General features: G+C 67.8%; 16 protein-coding genes and 1 pseudogene. 10 read left to right on the forward strand and 7 right to left on the reverse strand.

Translation table 11 applies throughout. The features are described from left to right. Window positions 1-33: 33 nt before the first annotated feature. A complete protein-coding gene (locus ACSYG9_RS05855) occupies window positions 34-642 on the reverse strand; it encodes a TetR/AcrR family transcriptional regulator (RefSeq protein WP_169687263.1) in 609 nt (202 codons plus the stop codon). 78 nt (window positions 643-720) lie between these two features. Continuing rightward, window positions 721-1908, reverse strand: coding sequence for a glycoside hydrolase family 3 N-terminal domain-containing protein (locus tag ACSYG9_RS05860; RefSeq protein WP_454841561.1), 1188 nt, complete (start codon window positions 1906-1908; stop codon window positions 721-723). A gap of 119 nt (window positions 1909-2027) precedes the next feature. On the opposite strand from ACSYG9_RS05860, the gene ACSYG9_RS05865 reads away from it, so the two are divergent. From ACSYG9_RS05865 to ACSYG9_RS05880, 4 genes are all read left to right on the forward strand, one after another. Beyond that, on the forward strand, window positions 2028-2495 hold the full coding sequence (locus ACSYG9_RS05865) for a universal stress protein (protein WP_054718659.1): 468 nt from the start codon (window positions 2028-2030) through the stop codon (window positions 2493-2495). Window positions 2496-2562: 67 nt separating this feature from the next. After that, window positions 2563-3645, forward strand: a complete 1083-nt coding sequence (locus ACSYG9_RS05870; protein WP_454841562.1) for an isochorismate synthase — start codon at window positions 2563-2565, stop codon at window positions 3643-3645. 98 nt (window positions 3646-3743) lie between these two features. Further along, window positions 3744-3917: a DUF2613 domain-containing protein gene (locus ACSYG9_RS05875; RefSeq protein ID WP_169687267.1), complete on the forward strand. Its 174-nt coding sequence runs from the start codon at window positions 3744-3746 to the stop codon at window positions 3915-3917. Beyond that, window positions 3898-8247, forward strand: coding sequence for an alpha-(1->3)-arabinofuranosyltransferase domain-containing protein (locus ACSYG9_RS05880; protein WP_454841564.1), 4350 nt, complete (start codon window positions 3898-3900; stop codon window positions 8245-8247). Before ACSYG9_RS05875 ends, ACSYG9_RS05880 begins: the two co-directional genes overlap by 20 nt. A gap of 68 nt (window positions 8248-8315) precedes the next feature. Here ACSYG9_RS05880 and ACSYG9_RS05885 read toward each other — a convergent pair. Continuing rightward, window positions 8316-9308 (reverse strand): annotated as a pseudogene (locus ACSYG9_RS05885) (acyltransferase family protein); the annotation flags it as partial. Between the two features lie 191 nt (window positions 9309-9499). Between ACSYG9_RS05885 and ACSYG9_RS05890 the strand changes: the two are divergent. Then, the gene (locus ACSYG9_RS05890; protein ID WP_440126254.1) at window positions 9500-10747 is read left to right on the forward strand and encodes a DUF3068 domain-containing protein; all 1248 of its coding nucleotides are present in this window, start codon (window positions 9500-9502) and stop codon (window positions 10745-10747) included. Between the two features lie 22 nt (window positions 10748-10769). On the opposite strand, the gene ACSYG9_RS05895 is transcribed toward ACSYG9_RS05890, so the two are convergent. Then, window positions 10770-12041 (reverse strand): polysaccharide biosynthesis protein, encoded by a 1272-nt coding sequence (locus ACSYG9_RS05895; protein ID WP_440126255.1) that lies wholly within the window; start codon window positions 12039-12041, stop codon window positions 10770-10772. A 40-nt stretch (window positions 12042-12081) separates the two neighbouring features. On the opposite strand from ACSYG9_RS05895, the gene ACSYG9_RS05900 reads away from it, so the two are divergent. Beyond that, window positions 12082-13899 (forward strand): hypothetical protein, encoded by a 1818-nt coding sequence (locus ACSYG9_RS05900; RefSeq protein WP_440126256.1) that lies wholly within the window; start codon window positions 12082-12084, stop codon window positions 13897-13899. On the opposite strand, the gene ACSYG9_RS05905 is transcribed toward ACSYG9_RS05900, so the two are convergent. Then, complete coding sequence (locus tag ACSYG9_RS05905) at window positions 13825-15039, reverse strand: glycosyltransferase (protein WP_440126257.1); 1215 nt, start codon at window positions 15037-15039, stop codon at window positions 13825-13827. The two genes, ACSYG9_RS05900 and ACSYG9_RS05905, sit on opposite strands and share 75 nt — an antisense overlap. A 159-nt stretch (window positions 15040-15198) precedes the next feature. Here ACSYG9_RS05905 and ACSYG9_RS05910 point away from each other — a divergent pair, with 159 nt between their 5' ends. The 3 genes from ACSYG9_RS05910 (at window position 15199) to ACSYG9_RS05920 (ending at window position 17386) form a co-directional block, all read left to right on the forward strand. After that, on the forward strand, window positions 15199-15975 hold the full coding sequence (locus ACSYG9_RS05910) for a methyltransferase domain-containing protein (RefSeq protein ID WP_440127550.1): 777 nt from the start codon (window positions 15199-15201) through the stop codon (window positions 15973-15975). Continuing rightward, a complete protein-coding gene (locus ACSYG9_RS05915; protein ID WP_440126258.1) occupies window positions 15972-16859 on the forward strand; it encodes an ROK family protein in 888 nt (295 codons plus the stop codon). The genes ACSYG9_RS05910 and ACSYG9_RS05915 overlap by 4 nt, the downstream gene beginning before the upstream one ends. Before the next feature lie 98 nt (window positions 16860-16957). Then, entirely contained in the window at window positions 16958-17386 is a 429-nt protein-coding gene (locus ACSYG9_RS05920) for a CBS domain-containing protein (protein WP_440126259.1), read from the forward strand. 32 nt (window positions 17387-17418) lie between these two features. Here the strand turns inward: ACSYG9_RS05920 and ACSYG9_RS05925 are convergent, their stop codons facing one another. After that, window positions 17419-17778: a hypothetical protein gene (locus ACSYG9_RS05925; RefSeq protein ID WP_440126260.1), complete on the reverse strand. Its 360-nt coding sequence runs from the start codon at window positions 17776-17778 to the stop codon at window positions 17419-17421. A 141-nt stretch (window positions 17779-17919) separates the two neighbouring features. Between ACSYG9_RS05925 and ACSYG9_RS05930 the strand changes: the two genes are divergently transcribed. Continuing rightward, entirely contained in the window at window positions 17920-19368 is a 1449-nt protein-coding gene (locus ACSYG9_RS05930) for an aldehyde dehydrogenase (RefSeq protein WP_454842888.1), read from the forward strand. Window positions 19369-19486: 118 nt separating this feature from the next. Here ACSYG9_RS05930 and epsC read toward each other — a convergent pair whose 3' ends face one another. Beyond that, a complete protein-coding gene (epsC, locus tag ACSYG9_RS05935; protein WP_440126261.1) occupies window positions 19487-20065 on the reverse strand; it encodes a serine O-acetyltransferase EpsC in 579 nt (192 codons plus the stop codon). Window positions 20066-20073 lie beyond the last annotated feature (8 nt).

Raw genomic sequence — 20073 nt, forward strand, 5'->3', positions numbered from 1 at the left:
GTCCCGGCACACATTCCGAAAGATGAGGTCCGATCAGCCCTGCTGGTCGGACCTCTTCTTTCCTGCAAGACCGCGCCACGCGAGGTTCTCGAGCAGGTCGGCGGCCTTCTCGACCTCGATCTCACCGCCCGCGACACGATCGGCGACGGCTTCACCCGCACCGACGAGCGCGACCGCCATGATCTGGAAGTCGGTTCCGGGCTCCGGGTCGCGTGTGCTGGATTCGAGGAGATGCGCGGTGAGCTCGATCAGCTGGTCGCGGCTGTTCTGCACCTGCCCCGCGAACGCCTGCTGTCCGAATGCCTGACGGTAGAGCACCATCCACGAGTTGCGGTGGGCGTCGACGAATCCGAGGAACGACTCGAGTGCCACGCGCAATTGTTCGCGCGGCGACAGCGACAGGTCGCCCGCGGGCTTGAGAGCCTCGACGAACGCCTGCCCCTCCCGGCTGATGCACGCGGCGAACAGTTCGTCCTTCGACCCGTAGTAGAGGTAGAGCATCGGCTTCGAGATCGCTGCGCGCGCTGCGATCGCATCCATCGACGTGTCGTGAAAACCGTTTTCGGAGAACACATCCACCGCGGCGTCGAGCATCTGCTGCTCCCGCACCGCACGGGGCAGTCGCTTGGTACCGCCGGCCATGACTCCTCCAACACCTACGTGACGAACAGTTTCTTACTCTACGGTAGGGAATCGGAATCCACCGCTCGATCGAAGCGTTCAGCAGTCGAGCGCGCCCTTGGCACGCGCGACCGTGCGCACCGACTCGTCGACCTGCGCCGCAGGCAGATCACCCGAGACCACCGATTGTTCGAGGTGGTCGAGAACCGCCGGAACCTGATCGGTGGTCAGCCACAACGCCTGGTCGACACCTGCGACCAATGCGGCTTCGACCGCCTCGGTGATCGGGTAGGAGTCGGTGATCGCCTGCATCCCCGAGAGATCGTCGGTGAAGATCATGCCGTCGAACGGAGAGCCGCCGTAACCGGTGCCCGTGCGCAACAACTCCACCGCCGCGGGGCTGATACTCGCGGGCAGACCGTCGGTCAGGCCGGGAACATCGAGATGGCCGAGCATCACCGCGACATCGGGCGAGACGAGTTCCCGATAAGGAACGAGATCCTTCGCGACGAGTTCATCGAGCGGTGGGGTGGTCACGGCACCGGTGTGCGAATCACCCGACGCCGAGCCGTGTCCGGGGAAATGCTTGAGCACCGGCATGATGCCCGCGTCCTGCAGCCCTCGCGCATACGCCCCGGCGTAGTCGGTCACCACGGCCGGATCGTCGGAAAAGGAGCGGTCGCCGATCACGGAGTTGTCGGGCTGACTGCTCACGTCGACGTCGGGGGCGTAGTCCACGGTGATGCCGAGCTCACGCAGTTCCTGTCCCCGTTCGAGCGCCATCCGGTAGGTCTCGTCGACAGTCATGGTCTGCGCGGCGACACGCGCCGACGGATCGGGGCCGAGCAGTTCCCCGACCCGCGACACGCGGCCGCCTTCTTCGTCGATCGTCACCATCAGCGGCAGCGGGCTCTGCGCCACCACCCCCGGGATCTGGCGTTCGGAGAGCATTGCCGGGTCCGTCCAGCTGCCGACGAAAATTCCGCCGATCTGTTCTGCCTGGATCATCGCGAGCGCATCGTCAGCACCGGTGACACCGACGTTGAGCAGCTGTGCGAGCTTCTGGCGCAGGGACAGCGACGCGAGCAGTTCGTCGCCGCACACCGCGGCCGGGGTGGCCGACGCAGCCGTCGCAGAGGACTGCAGTGCCGCCGACGACTGATCAGCCGTCGATTGCGCCGTCACGGACGGCTTCGCTGACGGAGCGTCGGCGGTGTCGCCTGCGCCGCAGGCCGTGACCGCGAGTGCCGAGGTGAGCGCGACGGCGAGGCTGTGTCGGATCTGCATGATCCTCGACGGTAGTCGACTCACGTGAGGGACCTCCCCACCACCCGCTGAGCGGGGTATCGTGCAGCCAACCACCGCCATACGAGAGCTTTCACGTACACGACCTGGAGGAGTGCACGTTGGCCGCAGACCTGATCCTCATCGCCTACGACGGATCCGAGAATTCCAAGCGCGCCGTGCAATACGCGGGTCGCTTCCTCGAATCGTGCCGTGCCATCGTCGTCACCGCGTGGGAGCCGATGGTCCGCCAGGCCGCGCGGATGTCCGGGCTGTCGGGTGTGATGCAGCCGGAGTGGGTGCCCGACGAAGAGAATGAAGACGTTGCCCTCTCCGACGCGAAAGTGACCAACCGGGAGGGTCTCGAGCTCGCCAACTCGCTCGGCCTGCATGCCGAGGGCCGCACCGTCGAGGTCGTCAACGCGGTGTGGGCGGCGATCATCGAGGCCGCCGACGAGTTGGACGTCGACATCATCGTCACCGGCACTCGCGGCACGACAGGGCTCCGTTCGCTGCTGCAGTCCTCGGTCGCCGACCACGTACTCCGCCACAGCCACCGGCCGGTCCTGATCGTCCCGCCCGGCCGCTGACGCTCACATCACAGAATCGCCCCGCACTACATGGACAACGCTGTGCGGGCGATATCGTCGTCTGACCATGGACGGATTCCTGCTCTCGCGCGCCGATCGCTCTGTACACGCCGTCGGAACGCGGCGTCTGTTCTCCGATGTCACCGCGGCGTCGACGGCTCTGCGTCGAGGCAAGGCCGATCTGATCGCCGGAGCCCTGCCGTTCAACCCGGACCGGGCGGTCGCGCTGACCGAACCCGAGACCGTCGATATCACCGACGGGCCGTGGCAGCCCCCCGCAGGCCTCCCCGATCTGCCTGCGGTGCGGATGACCGCGCAGATCCCCCTGCCCCGCGTTCATGTCGCGCGGGTGCGGTCACTCATCGAGCGGCTCGAACTCGGCGAGTTCGACAAAGTGGTCGCTGCCCGCCGCGTGGCACTGGAGGCCGACGAACCGATCGACCCGTTGGCGTTGGCCGCGCGGATGATCGACCGTCACCCGGACGCGACGACCTACGCACTCGATCTCAGTGCCGCAGAAGAACGTTACTGGGGCCACACTCTCGTCGGCGCGACCCCGGAACTGCTGGTCAGCGTGCGCGGCGAGACCGTGACGTGTCGTCCGCTCGCCGGCACCGCCGCTCGGCACACCGATCCGGATACCGACCGCAAGGCCGGTGACGAGCTACTGACGTCATCGAAGAACAGAGCCGAGCACGCGTTCGTCATCGACTGGATCCGGGCGCGGCTCGGCCCATTGTGCCGCGACCTCGACATCCCCGCCGGACCCGAACTGACTTCGACTCCGGATGTGTGGCACCTCGCTACCCCGATCATCGGAACACTGCGCGATCCGGGCACCGACGCGATCTCCGTTGCCGCAGCCCTCCACCCGACACCTGCGGTCGCGGGGACACCCACCGAGGTGGCTCTCGCGACGATCAGGGCAACGGAAGGCGACCGCCGCTTCTACGGTGGCGCGGTCGGCTGGTGCGACTCGAACGGCGACGGCGACTGGCTCGTCGCGATCCGCTGCGCCGAGCTCAGCGCCGATGGGCTGCGAGCCGTCGCATGGGCCGGTGGCGGCATCGTCGCGGAGTCGGACCCCGACGACGAACTGGCCGAGACCACCGCGAAGCTGCGCACACTGCTGGGCACCATCGGACTCTGAGCGGTTCGGACGGTGCGCTGGCACCGTCTCCGCTATCCGGGGTGATACCTTGACGCGGAACCAAACGACGTGAGTCGATCGATGATGGGGAGTTGGGCATGGGGAAGTTCCTGGGACCAGGCTTGATCAGCGCGGTGGCCGGTGTCGTCGTCGGCGCGGTCGCCGTCTTCGGAGTCACGGCTGCGGTATCCGAGAACTCTCGTCCCGAGATCGATCGCAGCGGCAACGCTGATTCGTCCCTCTTGAACCAGGTTGAGTACGGCAGCCGCTGACGGCGCCGGCAACGCTTCGAGTTCACGTACGCGCGGCGCTGCGGAACCTTCCGCCGCCGAGTCTTCACCGAACGCGGAACCACTGTCGCGGCGGTGGCTGTATGTCGTCACCGCCGTCGCGTTCGTCCTTTCGTTCGCGCAAGTCCCCGGCCTGATCGTTGCCGACACCAAATACGACCTGACGCAGAACCCGGTCGGTTTCCTCACGCGCGCCGCCCACCAGTGGAGCAGCGTGGCACCGCTCGGACAGGTACAGAACCAGGCGTACGGGTACTTCTTCCCGCACGGTTCGTTCTTCGCTCTCGGGCAGGTTCTGCACATTCCTCCGTGGATCACGCAGCGTCTGTGGTGGGCGCTGCTGCTCGTGGCGGGTTTCTGGGGTCTTGTCCGGCTCGCCGAAGCACTCGGAATCGGCAGCCGTGGCTCGCGGGTGATCGCGGCGACCGTGTTCGTGTTGTCGCCGCGCGTCCTGACGACCCTCGGATCCATCTCGTCGGAAGCACACCCGCTGATGCTCGCGCCGTGGGTGCTGCTGCCCGTGGTGCGCTATCTCAACGGTCGGGATGCGCGCTCGCACCGTGTTCTCGCTGCGCAGTCCGCCGTCGCCGTCGCGCTGGTGGGCGCGATCAATGCCGTCGCCACCGCTGCGGCATGCCTCGTCGCGGCCCTGTGGTGGATCGCGCACCGGCCGAATCGACGCTGGTGGCGTTTCACCGTGTGGTGGCTGCCGCTGTGTGTGGTGGCGGTGACGTGGTGGATGGTGCCGCTGCTGCTCCTGGGCAAGGTCAGTCCTCCTTTCCTGGATTTCATCGAGTCATCCGGGGTGACGACCGAATGGACGTCGCTGGCCGAGGTGCTGCGCGGCACCAGCAGCTGGACGCCGTTCGTGTCGCCGGAACGCATCGCCGGTGCCGTGCTGGTCACCCAGCCCGCCGCGGTGCTCGTCACCGGACTGCTCGCCGCCGCCGGTCTCGCGGGTCTGGCAATGCGCACGATGCCCGGGCGCGGCCGGTGGACGCTGATCCTGTTCGTCGGTGTCGCGGGTCTCGGCGCGGGATACGTCGGCGAGTTGAGTTCCCCGTTTGCCGAACAGGTCCGGCTGTTCCTCGATTCCACGGGCGCGCCGCTACGCAACGTGCACAAACTCGAGCCGCTCGTGCGGCTTCCACTCGTCCTGGGACTGGCGCATCTGCTGCGTTGGGTGCCGTTGCCCGGTTCGGTGCCGTGGCGCCGCGCCCGCACCGCATTTGCACATCCCGAACGCAACCCGATGCTCGCCTTCTCCACCCTGGTGCTCATCGCTGCCACACTCGCGACGTCGCTCGCGTGGACCGGGAAACTCGCACCGCGCGGGGCATACGACGAAGTGCCCGAATACTGGCACGAGACCGCACAGTGGCTCGACGAGCACACCGACGAACGCGGCGAGCGCGCCCTGGTCCTGCCCGGAGCACCGTTCGGAAGCCAGATCTGGGGTCTGACCCGCGACGAACCGATCCAGGCTCTCGCGTCCACACCGTGGGCTTCACGCGACGCGGTGCCGTTGGTGCCGCCGGGTGCGATCCGTGCCCTCGACTCCGTGCAGCGACTCATCGCCGACGGCCGTCCCTCGCCCGGGCTCGCGGCGACGCTGCGCAGCATGGGTATCGGCTACCTGGTGGTGCGCAACGACCTCGATCCCGACACCTCGCCCGCGGCACGTCCGGCGCTGGTGCATCGGGCCGTCGAAGGGTCCCCGGGCATCGAACGGGTCGCCGAGTTCGGCTCGGAGATCGAACGCGTCCTGCCCGACGACATCGTCGCCGACGCCGATCTGCGTCCGGTGTATCGGGCTGTCGAGATCTACCGGGTCGGGGAGCCTGCAGACGCCCCTGTCGGACCGTACGTGGTCGACGCCGCGTCGGTGCCCGTCGTGCAGGGCGGACCCGAGTCGCTGCTGAGCCTGAACACCACCGACCCCAGCCATGTGGGTCCGCGAGTGTTCGCAGCCGACAGCGCACGCGCGGGACGAGAGCCTGACGCCCTCACCGTGACGGACACCCCCACCGACCGGGAAACCGATTACGGACAGGTCGACCACCATTCGTCGACGATCCGCGCCGACGGCGACGAGCGACGCACTCACAACCTGGTACCCGACTATCCCGTGCCCGGCACCGAACTCGTGCAGGCCCAATGGGACGGAGCACGCATCAGCGTGTCGAGCGCGGCGTCGGACGCCACGCAGCTCGGCGGAACATCGGTCGGCAGTGGTCCTGCGGCAGCGATCGATGGTGACCCCACCACCGGCTGGCACAGCAACGGACTCGAATCCGCGATCGGGCAATGGCTGCAGCTCGACCTCGACGCCCCGATCGACGCGGGCATCCTGCACCTGACGACAAGTTCGGGTGCATTGGGTGCGCCCGTGAAATGGCTCGAAGTGACCACCGACCGGGGAAGCACCGCCGTCCGCGTCGAGAAGCCCGGCACCCCCCAGACCGTGGCGTTGCCGCTGGGCACGACGACGTGGATCCGGATCACCGCGACGTACGCCGAGGGAGGTAGCCGCGGCAACCAGTTCGGACTGTCCGAGGTCGCGCTCGAAGACCACACCGACCGCTCCGACCCGCAGTTCCTCGACATACGGCGGCGCATCGTCGTGCCCAGCCCCGCCGACGGGACCTCTGTGCGCGGATGGGATCTCCGGCAGGAGTTCCCGGGTCGCGGTAGTTGCATCGACACGCCCGACCGGGTGCGGTGCGCGTTCGGCCTGGCGACCGCGCCGGAGGAACCGAACCTGTTCACCCGCACCCTGAACGTTCCGACGGAGTCGTGGGTGACGCCGCAGTTGTGGGTGCGCGCCCGCCCTGGGCCGGCACTCGACGACCTGATCGACCGATCCGATCGGGTCGTCGCCCGCGGCGCTGCAGACGTGGTGGACCTTCAAGGCTCCGCGTTCGCCGCCACCGACGGTGACCCGCGAACGTCGTGGACCGCGGAGGAGAGTTCGCTCGAGCCCGGGGCGCAGCATCCCACCCTGACCCTCGAATTGCCGTCGCCGCAGGTGGTGACGGGTCTCGATCTCGCAACCTCGCTGGGGGCGCTCCCCGCCGCGCCCACCCGGGTCGCGGTGAACCTCGGAAACGGTCCGCAGGTCCGGGAACTCGACGAGGATTCCACCGCGACATTCGGTGCCGGCGGCACGGCGATCGAGGTGACCCCGCACCTCACCGACGAAGTGCAGATCACCATCGTCGATCACGTCGACACGATCGATCGCACGATCCTCGGGTTCTCGAAAGAGACACCCCCGGGCCTCGCCGAGATCACCGTTGTCGGTGAGAACGGTCCGATCGGGGCGCAGGATCCGGTCTACGACCGCGTGGTCACGATCGGGTGCGACACCGGACCGGTGATCACGATCGACGGCCGCGACTACCGCACCTCGGTGACCGGGACCGTCCGCGACCTCGCGGAAGGCGCGGAAGTGCCTGCGACCCTGTGCGACACGGACGCGGCCGGGATGCGTGCGGGCCGGGTCGATGTGGACGTCGAGCCGGGCACCGCCTTCGTGGCGTCGAGTCTGCAGTTGCCTCTGGTGGGGACGGAACCCCCGCGTACCGACCCTGTGGAACTCGAGATGGGGACGTGGACGGAGAACCTGCGTGAACTGCACGTGCCTGCGTCCGACTCCGATCAGCTGATCGTGGTGCCGGAGAGCACGAACGTCGGATGGGTCGCGTCCGCGCCGGACGGCACCGAGCTGACGCCGCTCGTCGCGGACGGATGGCAGCAGGGCTGGATCGTGCCCGCGGGAACGGAAGGCACCGTCACCCTCGAATTCGCGACCGACCGCTGGTATCGCCTGGGGATCTTCGGGGGTCTTCTGCTGCTGATTCCGTTGTTCGCACTCGCGTTCCTGCCCCGCCGCCGCCCTGTACCCGACCCCGGTCCCGCACCGCGGACGTGGCATTCGACGACCGCTGCGCTCATCGGGGTCGCACTCGCCTCCTTCGTCGTAGCCGGCGCTGCGGGGATCGCAGTGACGGCCGTCGGCACAGCAGGTGCCATCGCCGTGGCCGCGCGTCGGGGTCCGACGACCGCGTCGCGGATGCTCGTCGGCATCGCAGGTGGGTCGACGATGCTCGCGATGGCCTTGCTGTCGACGGGGCCGTGGCGCTCACCCGACGGCTACGTCGGACATTCGTACCTGATTCAGTTCGCGGCGCTGGTCGGATTGGTCGCAGTCGGTGTCGCGGCGGCCCGCGCTGTGGAGGTACCCGAGTTCTGGTGGCGGCGTTCCCAGCGACGGAACGTCCGTCGCGCAGGTTCTTCGACGAACGCGTAGCTCACGGACGCCACCGCGACACTCAGCACGACCGTCACGGTCAGCACGAACCAGAAGCGTCCCTGGAACGCGGGAATGCCGAACACCGGCAGGACGACCGCAAGCACGGCGAGATGCCAGATGAAGATTCCGTAGGACCAGCGACCGATCGTCAGCGCGAGGGGACTCGCGAGGATGCGGTGTTCGGTGCGCGGCGCGAGCACGAGCGGAGCCAGCAACGCGAAACTGACGAGAGCGCCCAGCACGATCTTGCCGTTGTACTCCCACGGTTCGAGAGTGGTGAGGGTTGTCGGGCCTGCGAGCGGTGTCGTCGCGAGACCGAACGCAACGAGTGCCGCGATCGCCATGATGTGCCGCTTCGCGGCGAGGCGATGCATCCACGTCGGGGGGTGCGCGGCAAGTTCGGCAAGGATCATGCCTGCTGCGAACCACGGCAGGTAACCGGGCAGCCAGTTGTCGTGGTTGATGTGGTCCTGCGTGGACACGGGTACCCACACCCACGCCAGCGACAACACGGCCGCGCCGAGCAGGACCGGAATCCGGAAGCGGGCAGCGTGACCGCGCAGACCGCTGACCGACCACGCGAGCAGCGGCAACACGAGATAGAAGGCCACCTCCACCGACAGACTCCACATCTGGGTCAGTCCTTCGGTGAGGGTCAGCGGAACGAACACCTGCACCAGCGCGAGATTGGCCCACCACACCGTCGGCCCACCCCCCGCGCCGGGCAGCAGCCACAGGATGAGGATCACCGCCACCCAGTAGGCCGGCAGGATCCGGGCCGCGCGCGAGAAGAAGTAGCGGCGAGTCGACGGAGGATCGGTTTCCTCGCGTGCCGCAGCCGCATGCGGGCGCCACAACAGGAAACCCGACAGTGCGAAGAACAAGGCCACCGCGAGATCCAATCGGCCCCACACCCTGCCGAGCCAGGGGTCGTGAACCGCTCCGGTCTGGAATGCGACATGAGTGATGAGCACGCCTACGGCGGCAATACCTCGCATACCTTCCAGCGCGGGGAGAAAACCCGACGCGGAGCGGGACGGAATGTTGAGAGCGGTCATCGGCGACCAGTGTGCCGTGTAGTGCCCGATACGAGAAGTGTGGGCACCCCGGCGTGCGGGCGCGCATCACCGAACCCCGGACTGTTAGTGTCTGGGCTCACGTGGTGTTCGCGGGTCGGATGCCAGGCGATCCGTGCAGCCCTGCTGCCGGTGGGGGTACTCGATGAAACCGTTGAGTGAGGAGAAACAGCATGGCTGAGCGTTCCAGCTCGGGCCGGATACTGGCGATGATTCTGGTGGGCCTGGGAGCATTCCTCCTGGCCATCGCAATTCTGATCCCGACGTACACAGTCGGGAAGCTGAAGAAGACGCCGCTCGACCTCGAGGTGACGACGGTCGCCGAAGGCACCGGCGACATTCTGAATTCGCGTGCGCTGCTCGCCGGTAACGCTCAGGTCGATACCGACGTCCCGATTGTGGCCCAGCGCTTCGTGACCGTCGAGGATCCGGCCGACAGCGAGATCATGACGCTCCAGGCCGGTCAGACGGTGCGCCGCCTCGATATGCAGGGCGATACCGGACTCGTGTCCGCGACCGTCGACCGCCTCACGATCGACCGGGTGTCGTCGATGCCGGTGTCGAAGGAGGAGTACCCCGATCGGGTGAGCACGATCCAGACATCTGCGGATTCACCGGGCGAGGAGATCGACAACCGCGAAGGCCTTCAGTACAAGTTCCCCTTCGACGTCAAGCAGGAGTCGTACCCGTACTACGACATCAATGCACGTGAGACCTTCCCCATCGACTTCATCGGTGAGGAAGAGATCAACGGCATGCCTGTCTACCACTTCAAGCACGAGATCGGCCCGGTCGACATGTCGGAGGCCGACCCGAGCTCTCCGACCTACAAGCTGGAGCTTCCCGCCTCGACATGGGGCGTCGGTGAAGGCGACGAGCCTGTCGAGATGACCCGCTGGTACAACAACGTCCGAGACCTGTGGGTCGACCCGATCACCGGTGTCGTCGTCAAGGGTCAGGAACAGCAGGACCAGTACTACGCACGCGAGGCGAACACCCCCGAGGTGACCGTCCTCGACGTGACGCTGCCGTTCGACGAACCGACCATCGAGTTCCAGCTCGAGCAGGCACGCGACGGTCAGGACCAGCTGTCGCTCTTCGGTAAGACCCTGCCGATCATCGCCGGAATCCTCGGCGTCATCCTGTTGATCGTCGGCTTCGTCCTCGGTCTCCGCGGTGGTAGCGGTGGTCGCCGTGCCGCAGCGACTGGGCGCCCGGCTCCCGCAGGTCCGGCCTCGGCCGCAGCTGCCGGTGCAGGTGGTGCGCATGCCGCCGACACTCAGCGCGACTTCACGGACGACCGCACCGAGGTCATTCCGCGCTCCGATCTCCCTCAGGAGCCGGAGCAGCGCGACTGGACCACCGACCAGACGCAGGAAATTCCCCGCACAGACCTGAACAAGCCCCCCACTCAGGACTGATCAAGGCCGAACGAACGCCGCCTCACACCTCACGGTGCGGGGCGGCGTTCGCATGTTCGAGCCGAGATGACTTCGTCGCCGCGGATGCCCCGCGGACAGCGAGCACCGACACCACCGCTGCCGTAACGCCTGCGACGCCGACGGCCACCGCGACGAACTGCTCCACGGTCGACGCGATCGTCGCCATCAGCACGGCTTCGACAGCAAGGCCCACCCACGCAACAGCGGCCGGCGCGGTGCGATCCCCGGCAATCGCGGACAGCAACGCGCCCTGCAGCACCGCGAGGCACGCACCCTGCAGCGCGAACAACCACAGTAGGGACTGGACGGGCTCGTAGGCGTCGCCGACGAGAATGGGCACGAGGGGCGCGCAGATCGCTGCTGCCGCGACGAGCGCCGCGCCGAGACCGACGAGGACCGCGAGCGCCGAACGCACCGCAGAGGCCGACTCCGCCGGGTTCGCCATCCGCGGGTACAACACCACGCCTACGGCCTGCGGCAACCAGAACGCGACCTTCGTCGCGACCGCCCCGAGCGCGTAGAGGCCGGCCGAGTCGGCATCGAGCAGTATCCGCGCGAGCATCAGATCGAGCGACGTCAGCGCGATCAACGCGAGCTGGACCTGCGATGCGCGCAACACCGCGGCCGCTCCGGGTATGCGGGTCGGCGCCTCCGCGACCTCACTGACAGGTCCGGGTTCGCTGCGACCGACGAACACCGCCGTGGCCATCGCCACGATGCCCGTACCCGCCGCGCCTGCGAGCAGCGCAGGTCCCGGACCGCCGCCACCGGCAAGCACCGCGACGGCAGGGACGACCTTTGCAATTCCGGCAGCAGCGAGAACGACGCTCAGCGCCGCGAACCGGGCACGCCCCTGCAACAGTCCCTGTTCGGTCGCGAGGAGCACCAGCAGAGGCGCCGTCACCAGCGACCCGAATGCGCCCGCAATGCTCGTTTCCAGTGCCCACGACACCACCGGTACGAGAACCACAGCGACAGCGGCGGCGATCAGTGCGCATCGGTAGCCGAGTCGACGCAAAACCGCGGTGCCCATTCCGTGCACGGCTTCACGCGCAATGACGGTCTGCAATGCCAGCGCAGGCACCGCGAGCACCAGCTGGGCTGCCAGCAGGCTCGCGAACTCCCCGTAGCCTGCGGGACCCAGCCACCGCCCGGCGGGCAGATGCAGCAGGTAGGACGCGATGTTGGCGATCATGGCACCCACGGTCACCATCGTCATCCCGGCCACCGCGGTGCCGGTCCCGGAACGGCGCAGCGTGTTCTGTGGCGGCATCCGCCCATCCTTGCACCCGTGCGCACCGTAGTCTGCGGCCATGTCCATACGGGGTTTGCACCGCGAGCGCACGACGACATCCCCGTCGGCTCCTGCGCCGACGTTCGTGCCTGCGCTGTGGTCGCTGGCACTCACCGTCGTCGTGCTCGGTCCGATGTTCACCTCACGCGGCTATCTCCTGCTGCGCGACGCGGTGAGCACGCCCCGTTCGTATCTCACCGATTCGGCGCTGGGGCTGTCCGACGCCGCGGCGCGGGCGGTCCCCCAGGATGCGTTGCTCGCGTGGGTGACGACTGTCGTCGACGGTGGTGTCGCCGTGACGGCCCTACTCGCTGCATCACTGTGGGCGGCGGGATTCGGCGCGGCGCGGCTCGTTTCGGTTCTCCTACCCGGCGCCGGGGTCCCCCCGCAGGTGGCGGCCGCGACCGTCGCGATCTGGAACCCGTACGTCGGTGAACGGTTGTTGCAGGGACATTGGAGTCTCCTCGCGGGCTACGCGGCGTTGCCGTGGGTCGTGTGCGCGGCCGTCGCGGTACGTCGACGTACGGGTGGTGGCTGGTGGGCCCTCGCGTTCTGGCTCTCGGTGGCAGGACTGACGCCCACCGGTGTGCTCCTCGCCGCGACGACCACGGTCGTGGTCCTCGCGATGCCCGGGGGCCGCGCATCTCGGGTGGGGCGGCTCGCGGGTGCCGTCGCTCTGACGGTGGCGGTATCGGCGCCATGGCTCGTCGCAACGGCCCTGTCCGGTGGCGGCACCGAGGCCGATCCGGCAGGGGTGAGCGCATTTGCGGCCAGAGCGGAGCCGCTGCTGGGCACGATCGGGTCGGTCGCCGGCCTCGGCGGGATCTGGAATGCCGATGCGGTACCGGGCTCACGCACGACGCCGTGGGCACTCATCGGGACCCTGCTGCTGCTCCTCGTCGTTGCATCCGGACTGCCCTCGCTGTGGCGCAGGCGCCGCAACCCGGTGATCTTCGCTCTCGCTGTCGTCGCGGTCGTCGCCGTGCTCGGCACGGCTCTCGGCGCCACCGCGGCGGGTCTGCAACTCGGGGAGTGGGCGATGGTGCACGTCCCCGGAGCCGGATTGCTGCGCGATACCCAGAAGTGGGTGGCACTCGCGATGCCGCTCTACGCGGTGGCCGCGGCCGCCGGAGTCGGGGCATTGCGACGGCACTTCACTCCCGGCCGAGCCCGCAGCGATATCGCGTGGGCGGCGCTGGCGGTCGTCGTCGTGGTCGGGGCGCTCCCCGACCTCGCATGGGGTGTCGGCGGCCACGTGCGACCGATCCGGTATCCGGACGGATGGCAACAGGTGGCGGGCATCGTCACCGCGAACGAGGGTGACGTCGCGGTGCTGCCCATGGGCATGTTCCGCCGATTCGACCATTCCGGCCCCGTGGCGGTACTCGACCCGACACCCCGCATGCTGCGTGCCGACGTGCTGCAGACCGGAACCCTCATCGTCGAAGGTGGCGCCGTGGAGGGAGAGGGCGCACGTGCCGTCGACGTCGAACGACTCCTGCAAGGCGGTGCGGATCCGTCCGAGCTGGCGGCTCGGGGCGTCGGCTGGGTCCTGGTCCAGCACGACACTCCCGGAGACCACGGCCGTTCCGAGGAGACCCTCGACCGGCTCACACAGGTCTACAGCGACGACGATCTGTCCCTCTATCAGGTCGACGGAGCCTGGGTTCGGGAGACGTCCGGTCGGAGCGTGGCGATCCTCGCGCACCTGCTGCTGATACTGGTGATGGCTGCCGGGGCTTCCGGCATGCTGGGAATTCGTCTACGCGCCCGCGTATCGAAGCTGCTGGGCGCCCTCGCCGATCTCCTCCGGCGTGATCCGGGGAAACAGGCCTGACGCCCGCTGCCCCGACGCGACGGCGGTCAGCACTGCGAGCACACCGGATCCGGTGGCCTCCCACGAGAACTCACCCGCCCGGATCCGGGCCTTGTCGCCCAGCTCGGTTCGACGCTCGGAATTCCCGAGCAGTTCCGCGACGGCCGCGGTGAGGTCGTCGGCGCAATCGACGAGGACACCCGTGACACCGTCGACGATCGAATCCGTCAGGCCCTTCGAACTGCGGTATCCGATCGTCGGGACACCGTGCTGCGCAGCCTCGATCACCGCAAGTCCCCATCCCTCCTTGCGGGACGGCATCACGTGTAGCCAGGACCGTGCGAGCACCTCGTGCTTGCGGTCTTCCGAGACGTGGCCGTGGAAGGTGACGGCATCGTCTATTCCCAGCTCCCCGGCGACGTCGCGCAGGTTCTGCTCCCACCAGCCACCGCCGACGACGTCGAGGTGCAGGCCGGGAATGCGGTCGCGCAAGGATGCGATCGCACCGAGTGCGTCCTCGATCTGTTTGTGCGGCACGAGCCGAGACAGCACGCACACGCTCGGGTGCGCAGTGCGGGTGTGATCGCCGCCCGGGGTCACACCCGCCGGGATGGCGTCGGCACCGTTGCGGACCACCGCGATGCGATCGTGGTCGACACCGAGCATCCGGAGTTCGTCGGACGACGGCAGCGACACCGTCAGGTACTGGTTGCTGCGGTGCACTCGCGGCGACAACGTGGATTCGATCCACCATCCCAGCTTCGCCATCGCACGGCCCGCGACGGGCCACTGCTCGCGATGGCAATGGTGCACGAGCACGGTGACGGGCGCGCCTGCAACGAACCGAGAGAAGAAGGGGATGCCGTTCTGGGTGTCGATGACTGCATCGGGGCGGATGCCCCTGAGGGGGCCGAAGCCGAGGCGCCCGGCGGCGATGGCAGCGAGAGCCCGGGGGTACACACCGAGACGGCCGCCTCCGCGGCTGACGTCGATACCGTCGATGGTGTCGCGCTTGCTCGCGCCCGGATACGACGCGGTGCGCAGGGTGACTTTGATACCGCGTGCGGCGAGTTGTGCGCCGACCTGCTCGAGGTAGCGCTCACTGCCGCCTCCCTGCGGGTGCCCGCTGTCACGCCAGCAGAGCAACAGAACCTCCCGCACGCGGATTACCCCCCGGTGATAGCTGGCGCACGCCCGTATGGACGCTGTGGATGTCACGGACACACTAGCGGGTGCGCACTCGATGCAGGTGCACGACGGCGTTCCCTACGGGCACTACTGTGGTTCGACGTGCCCCCGAAGACCACGACCGCCCCCCATGTGACGCGGCTGTTCGAACGCCGTGCCACCCTGCGGCGCTCCATCGGTCTGCTCGGTAGTTTCCGGTTCGAGCAGACCGCACCCGACAAGTTCTACGGCGGTCTGGCCCGCGACACCGTCGACCTCGTCGACGACCTCTACACCGGTCTGACCGGGAACAATCTCGCGGACACCACCGTCGTCGATGTCGGAGGCGGGCCCGGCTACTTCGCCGACGCCTTCGCCGAAGTGGGATCGCGCTACGTGCCGATCGAGCCCGATCCGTCCGAGATGCACGCGGCCGGCCTGCAGGTCGGTGGCGCCGTCCGCGGGTCGGGTCTCGCGTTGCCGCTGCGCACCGGGTCGGTGGACGTGTGCTTGTCGTCGAATGTCGCAGAACATGTTTCGCAGCCGTGGGTGATGGCCGACGAGATGTTGCGGGTCACACGACCCGGAGGGCTGATGGTGCTCTCGTACACGCTGTGGTGGGGCCCGTTCGGTGGGCACGAGACCGGCCCGTGGCACGCGTTCGGCGGCGAGTACGCGGCGCGTCGCTACGCCAGGAAGTACGGGAAGGAACCGAAGAACCGATACGGTGTGTCGCTGTTCGAAGTGGGCTGCACCGACGGTCTCGGGTGGGCCCACTCCACCCCCGACGGTGAGTTGCTCGCCGCGTTCCCCCGGTACCATCCGCGGTGGGCGTGGCCGCTCGTTCGAGTGCCAGGGGTACGCGAGTTCCTGGTAAGCAACCTGGTGCTCGTGCTGCGGCGCCGCGGATCGGCCGAAGTCGCGTCATGACAGGCTTGGCTCTCGATGTCGGCGGCACGAAGTTCGCCGCCGCATTCGTGGCGGACGACGGAACACCCGTCGAGCCGAAGACCGTGCCCGTACCCGAGACCGGCGTGTGGGATGCCTGCGGCGCGCTGTTGCGCGAGGTGGCCGGAGCCGAGCCGATCACCTCGGTGGGGATCGCGGCGGCAGGGCCCGTCGACGCACGCCGCGGCACCGTCTCCCCCATCAATATTCCCGAATGGTCTTCGAAGTTTCCGCTGGTCGAGGCTGTGCGCAGCGTGTTTCCCGGCGCGCGTGTCACGTTGGCGATCGACGGCGCTGCCGCCACATTGGCCGAGCATCGATTCGGCGCGGGGCGCGGAACGGACGATCTGCTCGGGGTGGTACTCGGCACCGGGATCGGCGGCGGCATCGTCCTCGACGGTCGCCTCGTATCCGGCCGCACGGGGAACGCCGGTCACATCGGCCACATCGTGTCGGCGTACGGCTTCGAGAAGTGCACGTGCGGCGGCTCGGGATGCATCGAGACGGTGGCCAGCGGGACCGCTGCAGTGGGGTGGGCGAGGGCACGCGGCTGGCAGGGTCGGGACGGCACTGCACTGGCGGCAGCAGCGCAGGACGGCAACGGAATCGCGGCAGCTGCGCTCGAACGCGCAGGAACGGCGCTGGGCCAGGTCATCGCGTCGGCGGCGGCGCTGACAGACGTGTCACTCGTCGTCGTCGGCGGTGGCTTCGCGGAGTCGGGAAGACCGCTGTGGCGTCCGATGCTTGCGTCTGCTGCGCGACAGGCCCGGCTGGAGTTCATCGAGGAACTGCGAATCGTGCCTGCATCGTTGGGAGCACTGGGAACGCTCGTCGGGGCCGCTGCGCTCGCCCATGGTCACGAGTAGGTAACCAAACGGCTGCGCACGGGTTCCGAGGACCTACCCTGACTGGACCAGCGCTACCTCGACAAGCCCAGCACGGTGGGACGGATCGGTGGTATCCGATGAGGATTGCCGAAATTTTGCGGAACAAGGGTTCGGCGGTGCAGACGGTTCCCCCTGGAACCACCGTCTGTGAGCTGATCGGAGATTTCGCGCGCCACAACATCGGCGCGATGGTCGTCGTCGACGGCACCGACGTCGTCGGAATCGTCACCGAGCGCGACATCGTCCGGCAGCTCCACGAACGAGGTCCGTCGATACTTGTCGCCGCGGCGTCCGAGGTCATGACGGTCGATGTGGCAATATGCCGGCCCGCCGACAGCGTGGACAGCCTGGCCGCGACCATGACCGAGCGACGCATCCGGCACCTGCCGGTCGTCGTCGACGGCAAGCTGCTGGGGATCGTCAGTATCGGCGACGTGGTCAAGAGCCATATCGACGAACTACAGGCCGAACGCGACCAGCTCCGGTCGTACATCCGCCACGGCTGACCTCGGACCTTGCCCGGCTCACACGGTCCGGGTCACTCGGTCGTCGAGTCCGTCCGGCGGTCGAGCACGCTCACGCTCATCCCGAATGGCAGGAATCGCGTGGATCGCGCCGGGTCGGTGTTGCCCTTGAGGCTGCGCAGCGCTTCGAGCTCCGACGGGAACACCTGGTCGATGCGGGCCACACCGTCTGCGTCTGCGGTGTAGACGACCCATACGCCGTCTCCGGCCTCGCCGGTGGTCTCCGGCCGCGGCTGCTGCCGTGACGTCGGCGCGGCAGGCTGGTCGAGAAATGCGAAGACCCGGTCCTTGAGTTCGCGCAGTTCTTCCCCTGCCTCACGGACTACCCGGTCGATGTCGTCGGGATCGAATCCGAACGGATTGTTCTCTGCCATGTCTGCTCCTGACGGTCGGCATCTTCCAGTGTGGGCATCGCTGCGCCGCCGCGCCACCGTGAGCGTGAATCGACCCTTTCGAAAATGTGGAACGTGTTCTAGTGTCGGGGTGATCCGGCGTGAACCGAAGAGGGGCGAATGATGACCGACTACGACAAGGTGTTCATCGGTGGCACGTGGGTGGCGCCGTCGACCGACGAGAGGCTCGAGGTGTTCTCCCCGGCCACGGAGGAACGGGTCGGCTCGGTACCCGTCGCCGGACCGAAGGACGTCGACGCCGCAGTCGCCGCGGCACGCACCGCGTTCGACGACGGACCGTGGCCGCGGATGAGCCCGGCAGAGCGCGCAGCAGTGATCGGCAAGGCCGCGAAGATCATCGAAGAGCGCGGCGCGCAGATCGCCGAGGTCGTTTCGTCCGAGATGGGGCAGCCCGCCGCATCCGTGCAGATGATGCAGCTGACCCCGTCACTCGCGACACTGAATTTCTATGCAGGACTGGCCGATTCGTTTCCCTGGGTCGACGAACGCAACGGCTCGTTCGGGCGCACCCGAGTCACCCGCGAACCCGTCGGCGTGGTCGGCGCGGTCATCGCGTGGAATGTACCGCTGTTCCTGTGCGCCAACAAACTCGGTCCGGCACTGCTCGCCGGTTGCACCGTGGTCCTCAAGCCCGCACCCGAATCCCCCCTGGCCGTCAACGTGATCGCCGAGATCTTCGCCGAGGCAGGCCTCCCCGAAGGGGTGCTGTCGGTGGTGCCCGGAGGCGCGGAGACCGGCGAACACCTCGTCTCACATCCGGACCTCGACAAGATCACTTTCACCGGGTCCACTGCCGTGGGCAAGCACATCGGCGAGATCGCCGCACGCAACCTCAAGCGCTGCTCGCTCGAACTCGGCGGCAAGTCTGCCGCAATCATCCTCGAGGACGCCGATCTCGACTCCACCATCGCAATGCTCGTCATGTCCGGTCTGATGAACACCGGGCAGGCCTGCGTCGGCCAGACCCGCATTCTCGCACCGCGGTCCCGGTACGACGAGGTGGTCGAGAAGATCGTCGCCACCGCCGCGTTCTTCCCCGTCGGCCCGCCGTCCGACGAGAACGCCCAGCTCGGCCCCCTGATCTCCGCGAAGCAACGCGACCGCGTCGAGGACTACATCAAGAAGGGCGTGGAAGAGGGGGCACGCCTCGTACTCGGTGGCGGCCGCCCTTCCGGCCTCGACAAGGGTTACTTCGTCGAACCCACGGTTTTCGCCGACGTCGACAACTCGATGACCATCGCCCGGGAAGAGATCTTCGGACCGGTCCTGTCGGTGCTCCCGTACGACAGCGTCGACGACGCCATCAAGATCGCGAACGATTCCGACTACGGACTCGCAGGATCGGTGTACACCACTGACGTGGAGAAGGGCCTCGCGGTCGCTTCGCGTGTCCGCACGGGCACGTACGGAATCAACTGGTACGCCTTCGATCCCGGATCACCGTTCGGTGGATACAAGAACTCCGGCATCGGCAGGGAGAACGGCCCGGAAGGACTCGAAGCGTTCTGCGAGACCAAGTCGGTGCTGTACCCGCCCGGCTACCAGGACTGACCGCCGGCCCCGCCGAGGGGGCGGTTGTGTGCGCTTTCCTTCGATGAAGCACACACAACCGCCCCCTCGATGCCGTTCGGCGACACAGTCTTTGCGGCCGAACAGGGGTGCTGCATCTTCAGATGTACATCGCCGGATCGATGTAGGTGGTCGGATCCACCAAGGGCTCATGCTTCTTCCGCGATCGGACGGTGGCGGGAATACCCGTGGCGATGGAATCGGCCGGGACGTCGTGCGTGACGACCGCATTCGCGCCGATCGCGCTGTCGGCGCCGATCACCACAGGTCCGAGAACCTTCGCTCCTGCGCCAACCGTGACGCGATCACCGAGCGTCGGATGCCGTTTCTCCTTCGCGAGCGACCGGCCGCCGAGCGTCACACCGTGATACAGCATGACGTCGTCACCGATCTCCGCTGTTTCACCGATGACCACGCCCATGCCGTGGTCGATGAAGAAACGCCGGCCGATCGTCGCCCCGGGATGAATCTCGATTCCGGTGAGGAACCGAGTGAACTGCGACAGGATCCGTGCCGGGCCCTTCAAGGCGGGCACCGCCCACATCCGGTGCGCGACACGGTGCGACCAGATCGCGTGCAGACCGGAGTACACGACCGCGTTCTCCACATCGCTGCGCGCGGCGGGATCGTTGCCGCGCGCAGCCTGCAGGTCCTCACGGAGAGTACGAAGAATGCTCACAGCGACGG

It is taken from the genome of Rhodococcus sp. SJ-2 (genome assembly GCF_053750035.1).

Bases quoted from the DNA above. Each gene is read 5' to 3' on its own strand.
- ACSYG9_RS05855 (WP_169687263.1), bottom strand. From the start codon at position 642: ATGGCCGGCGGTACCAAGCGACTGCCCCGTGCGGTGCGGGAGCAGCAG.
- ACSYG9_RS05860 (WP_454841561.1), bottom strand. From the start codon at position 1,908: ATGCAGATCCGACACAGCCTCGCCGTCGCGCTCACCTCGGCACTCGCG.
- ACSYG9_RS05870 (WP_454841562.1), top strand. From the start codon at position 2,563: ATGGACGGATTCCTGCTCTCGCGCGCCGATCGCTCTGTACACGCCGTC.
- ACSYG9_RS05875 (WP_169687267.1), top strand. From the start codon at position 3,744: ATGGGGAAGTTCCTGGGACCAGGCTTGATCAGCGCGGTGGCCGGTGTC.
- ACSYG9_RS05890 (WP_440126254.1), top strand. From the start codon at position 9,500: ATGGCTGAGCGTTCCAGCTCGGGCCGGATACTGGCGATGATTCTGGTG.
- ACSYG9_RS05895 (WP_440126255.1), bottom strand. From the start codon at position 12,041: ATGCCGCCACAGAACACGCTGCGCCGTTCCGGGACCGGCACCGCGGTG.
- ACSYG9_RS05900 (WP_440126256.1), top strand. From the start codon at position 12,082: ATGTCCATACGGGGTTTGCACCGCGAGCGCACGACGACATCCCCGTCG.
- ACSYG9_RS05915 (WP_440126258.1), top strand. From the start codon at position 15,972: ATGACAGGCTTGGCTCTCGATGTCGGCGGCACGAAGTTCGCCGCCGCA.
- ACSYG9_RS05920 (WP_440126259.1), top strand. From the start codon at position 16,958: ATGAGGATTGCCGAAATTTTGCGGAACAAGGGTTCGGCGGTGCAGACG.
- ACSYG9_RS05925 (WP_440126260.1), bottom strand. From the start codon at position 17,778: ATGGCAGAGAACAATCCGTTCGGATTCGATCCCGACGACATCGACCGG.
- ACSYG9_RS05930 (WP_454842888.1), top strand. From the start codon at position 17,920: ATGACCGACTACGACAAGGTGTTCATCGGTGGCACGTGGGTGGCGCCG.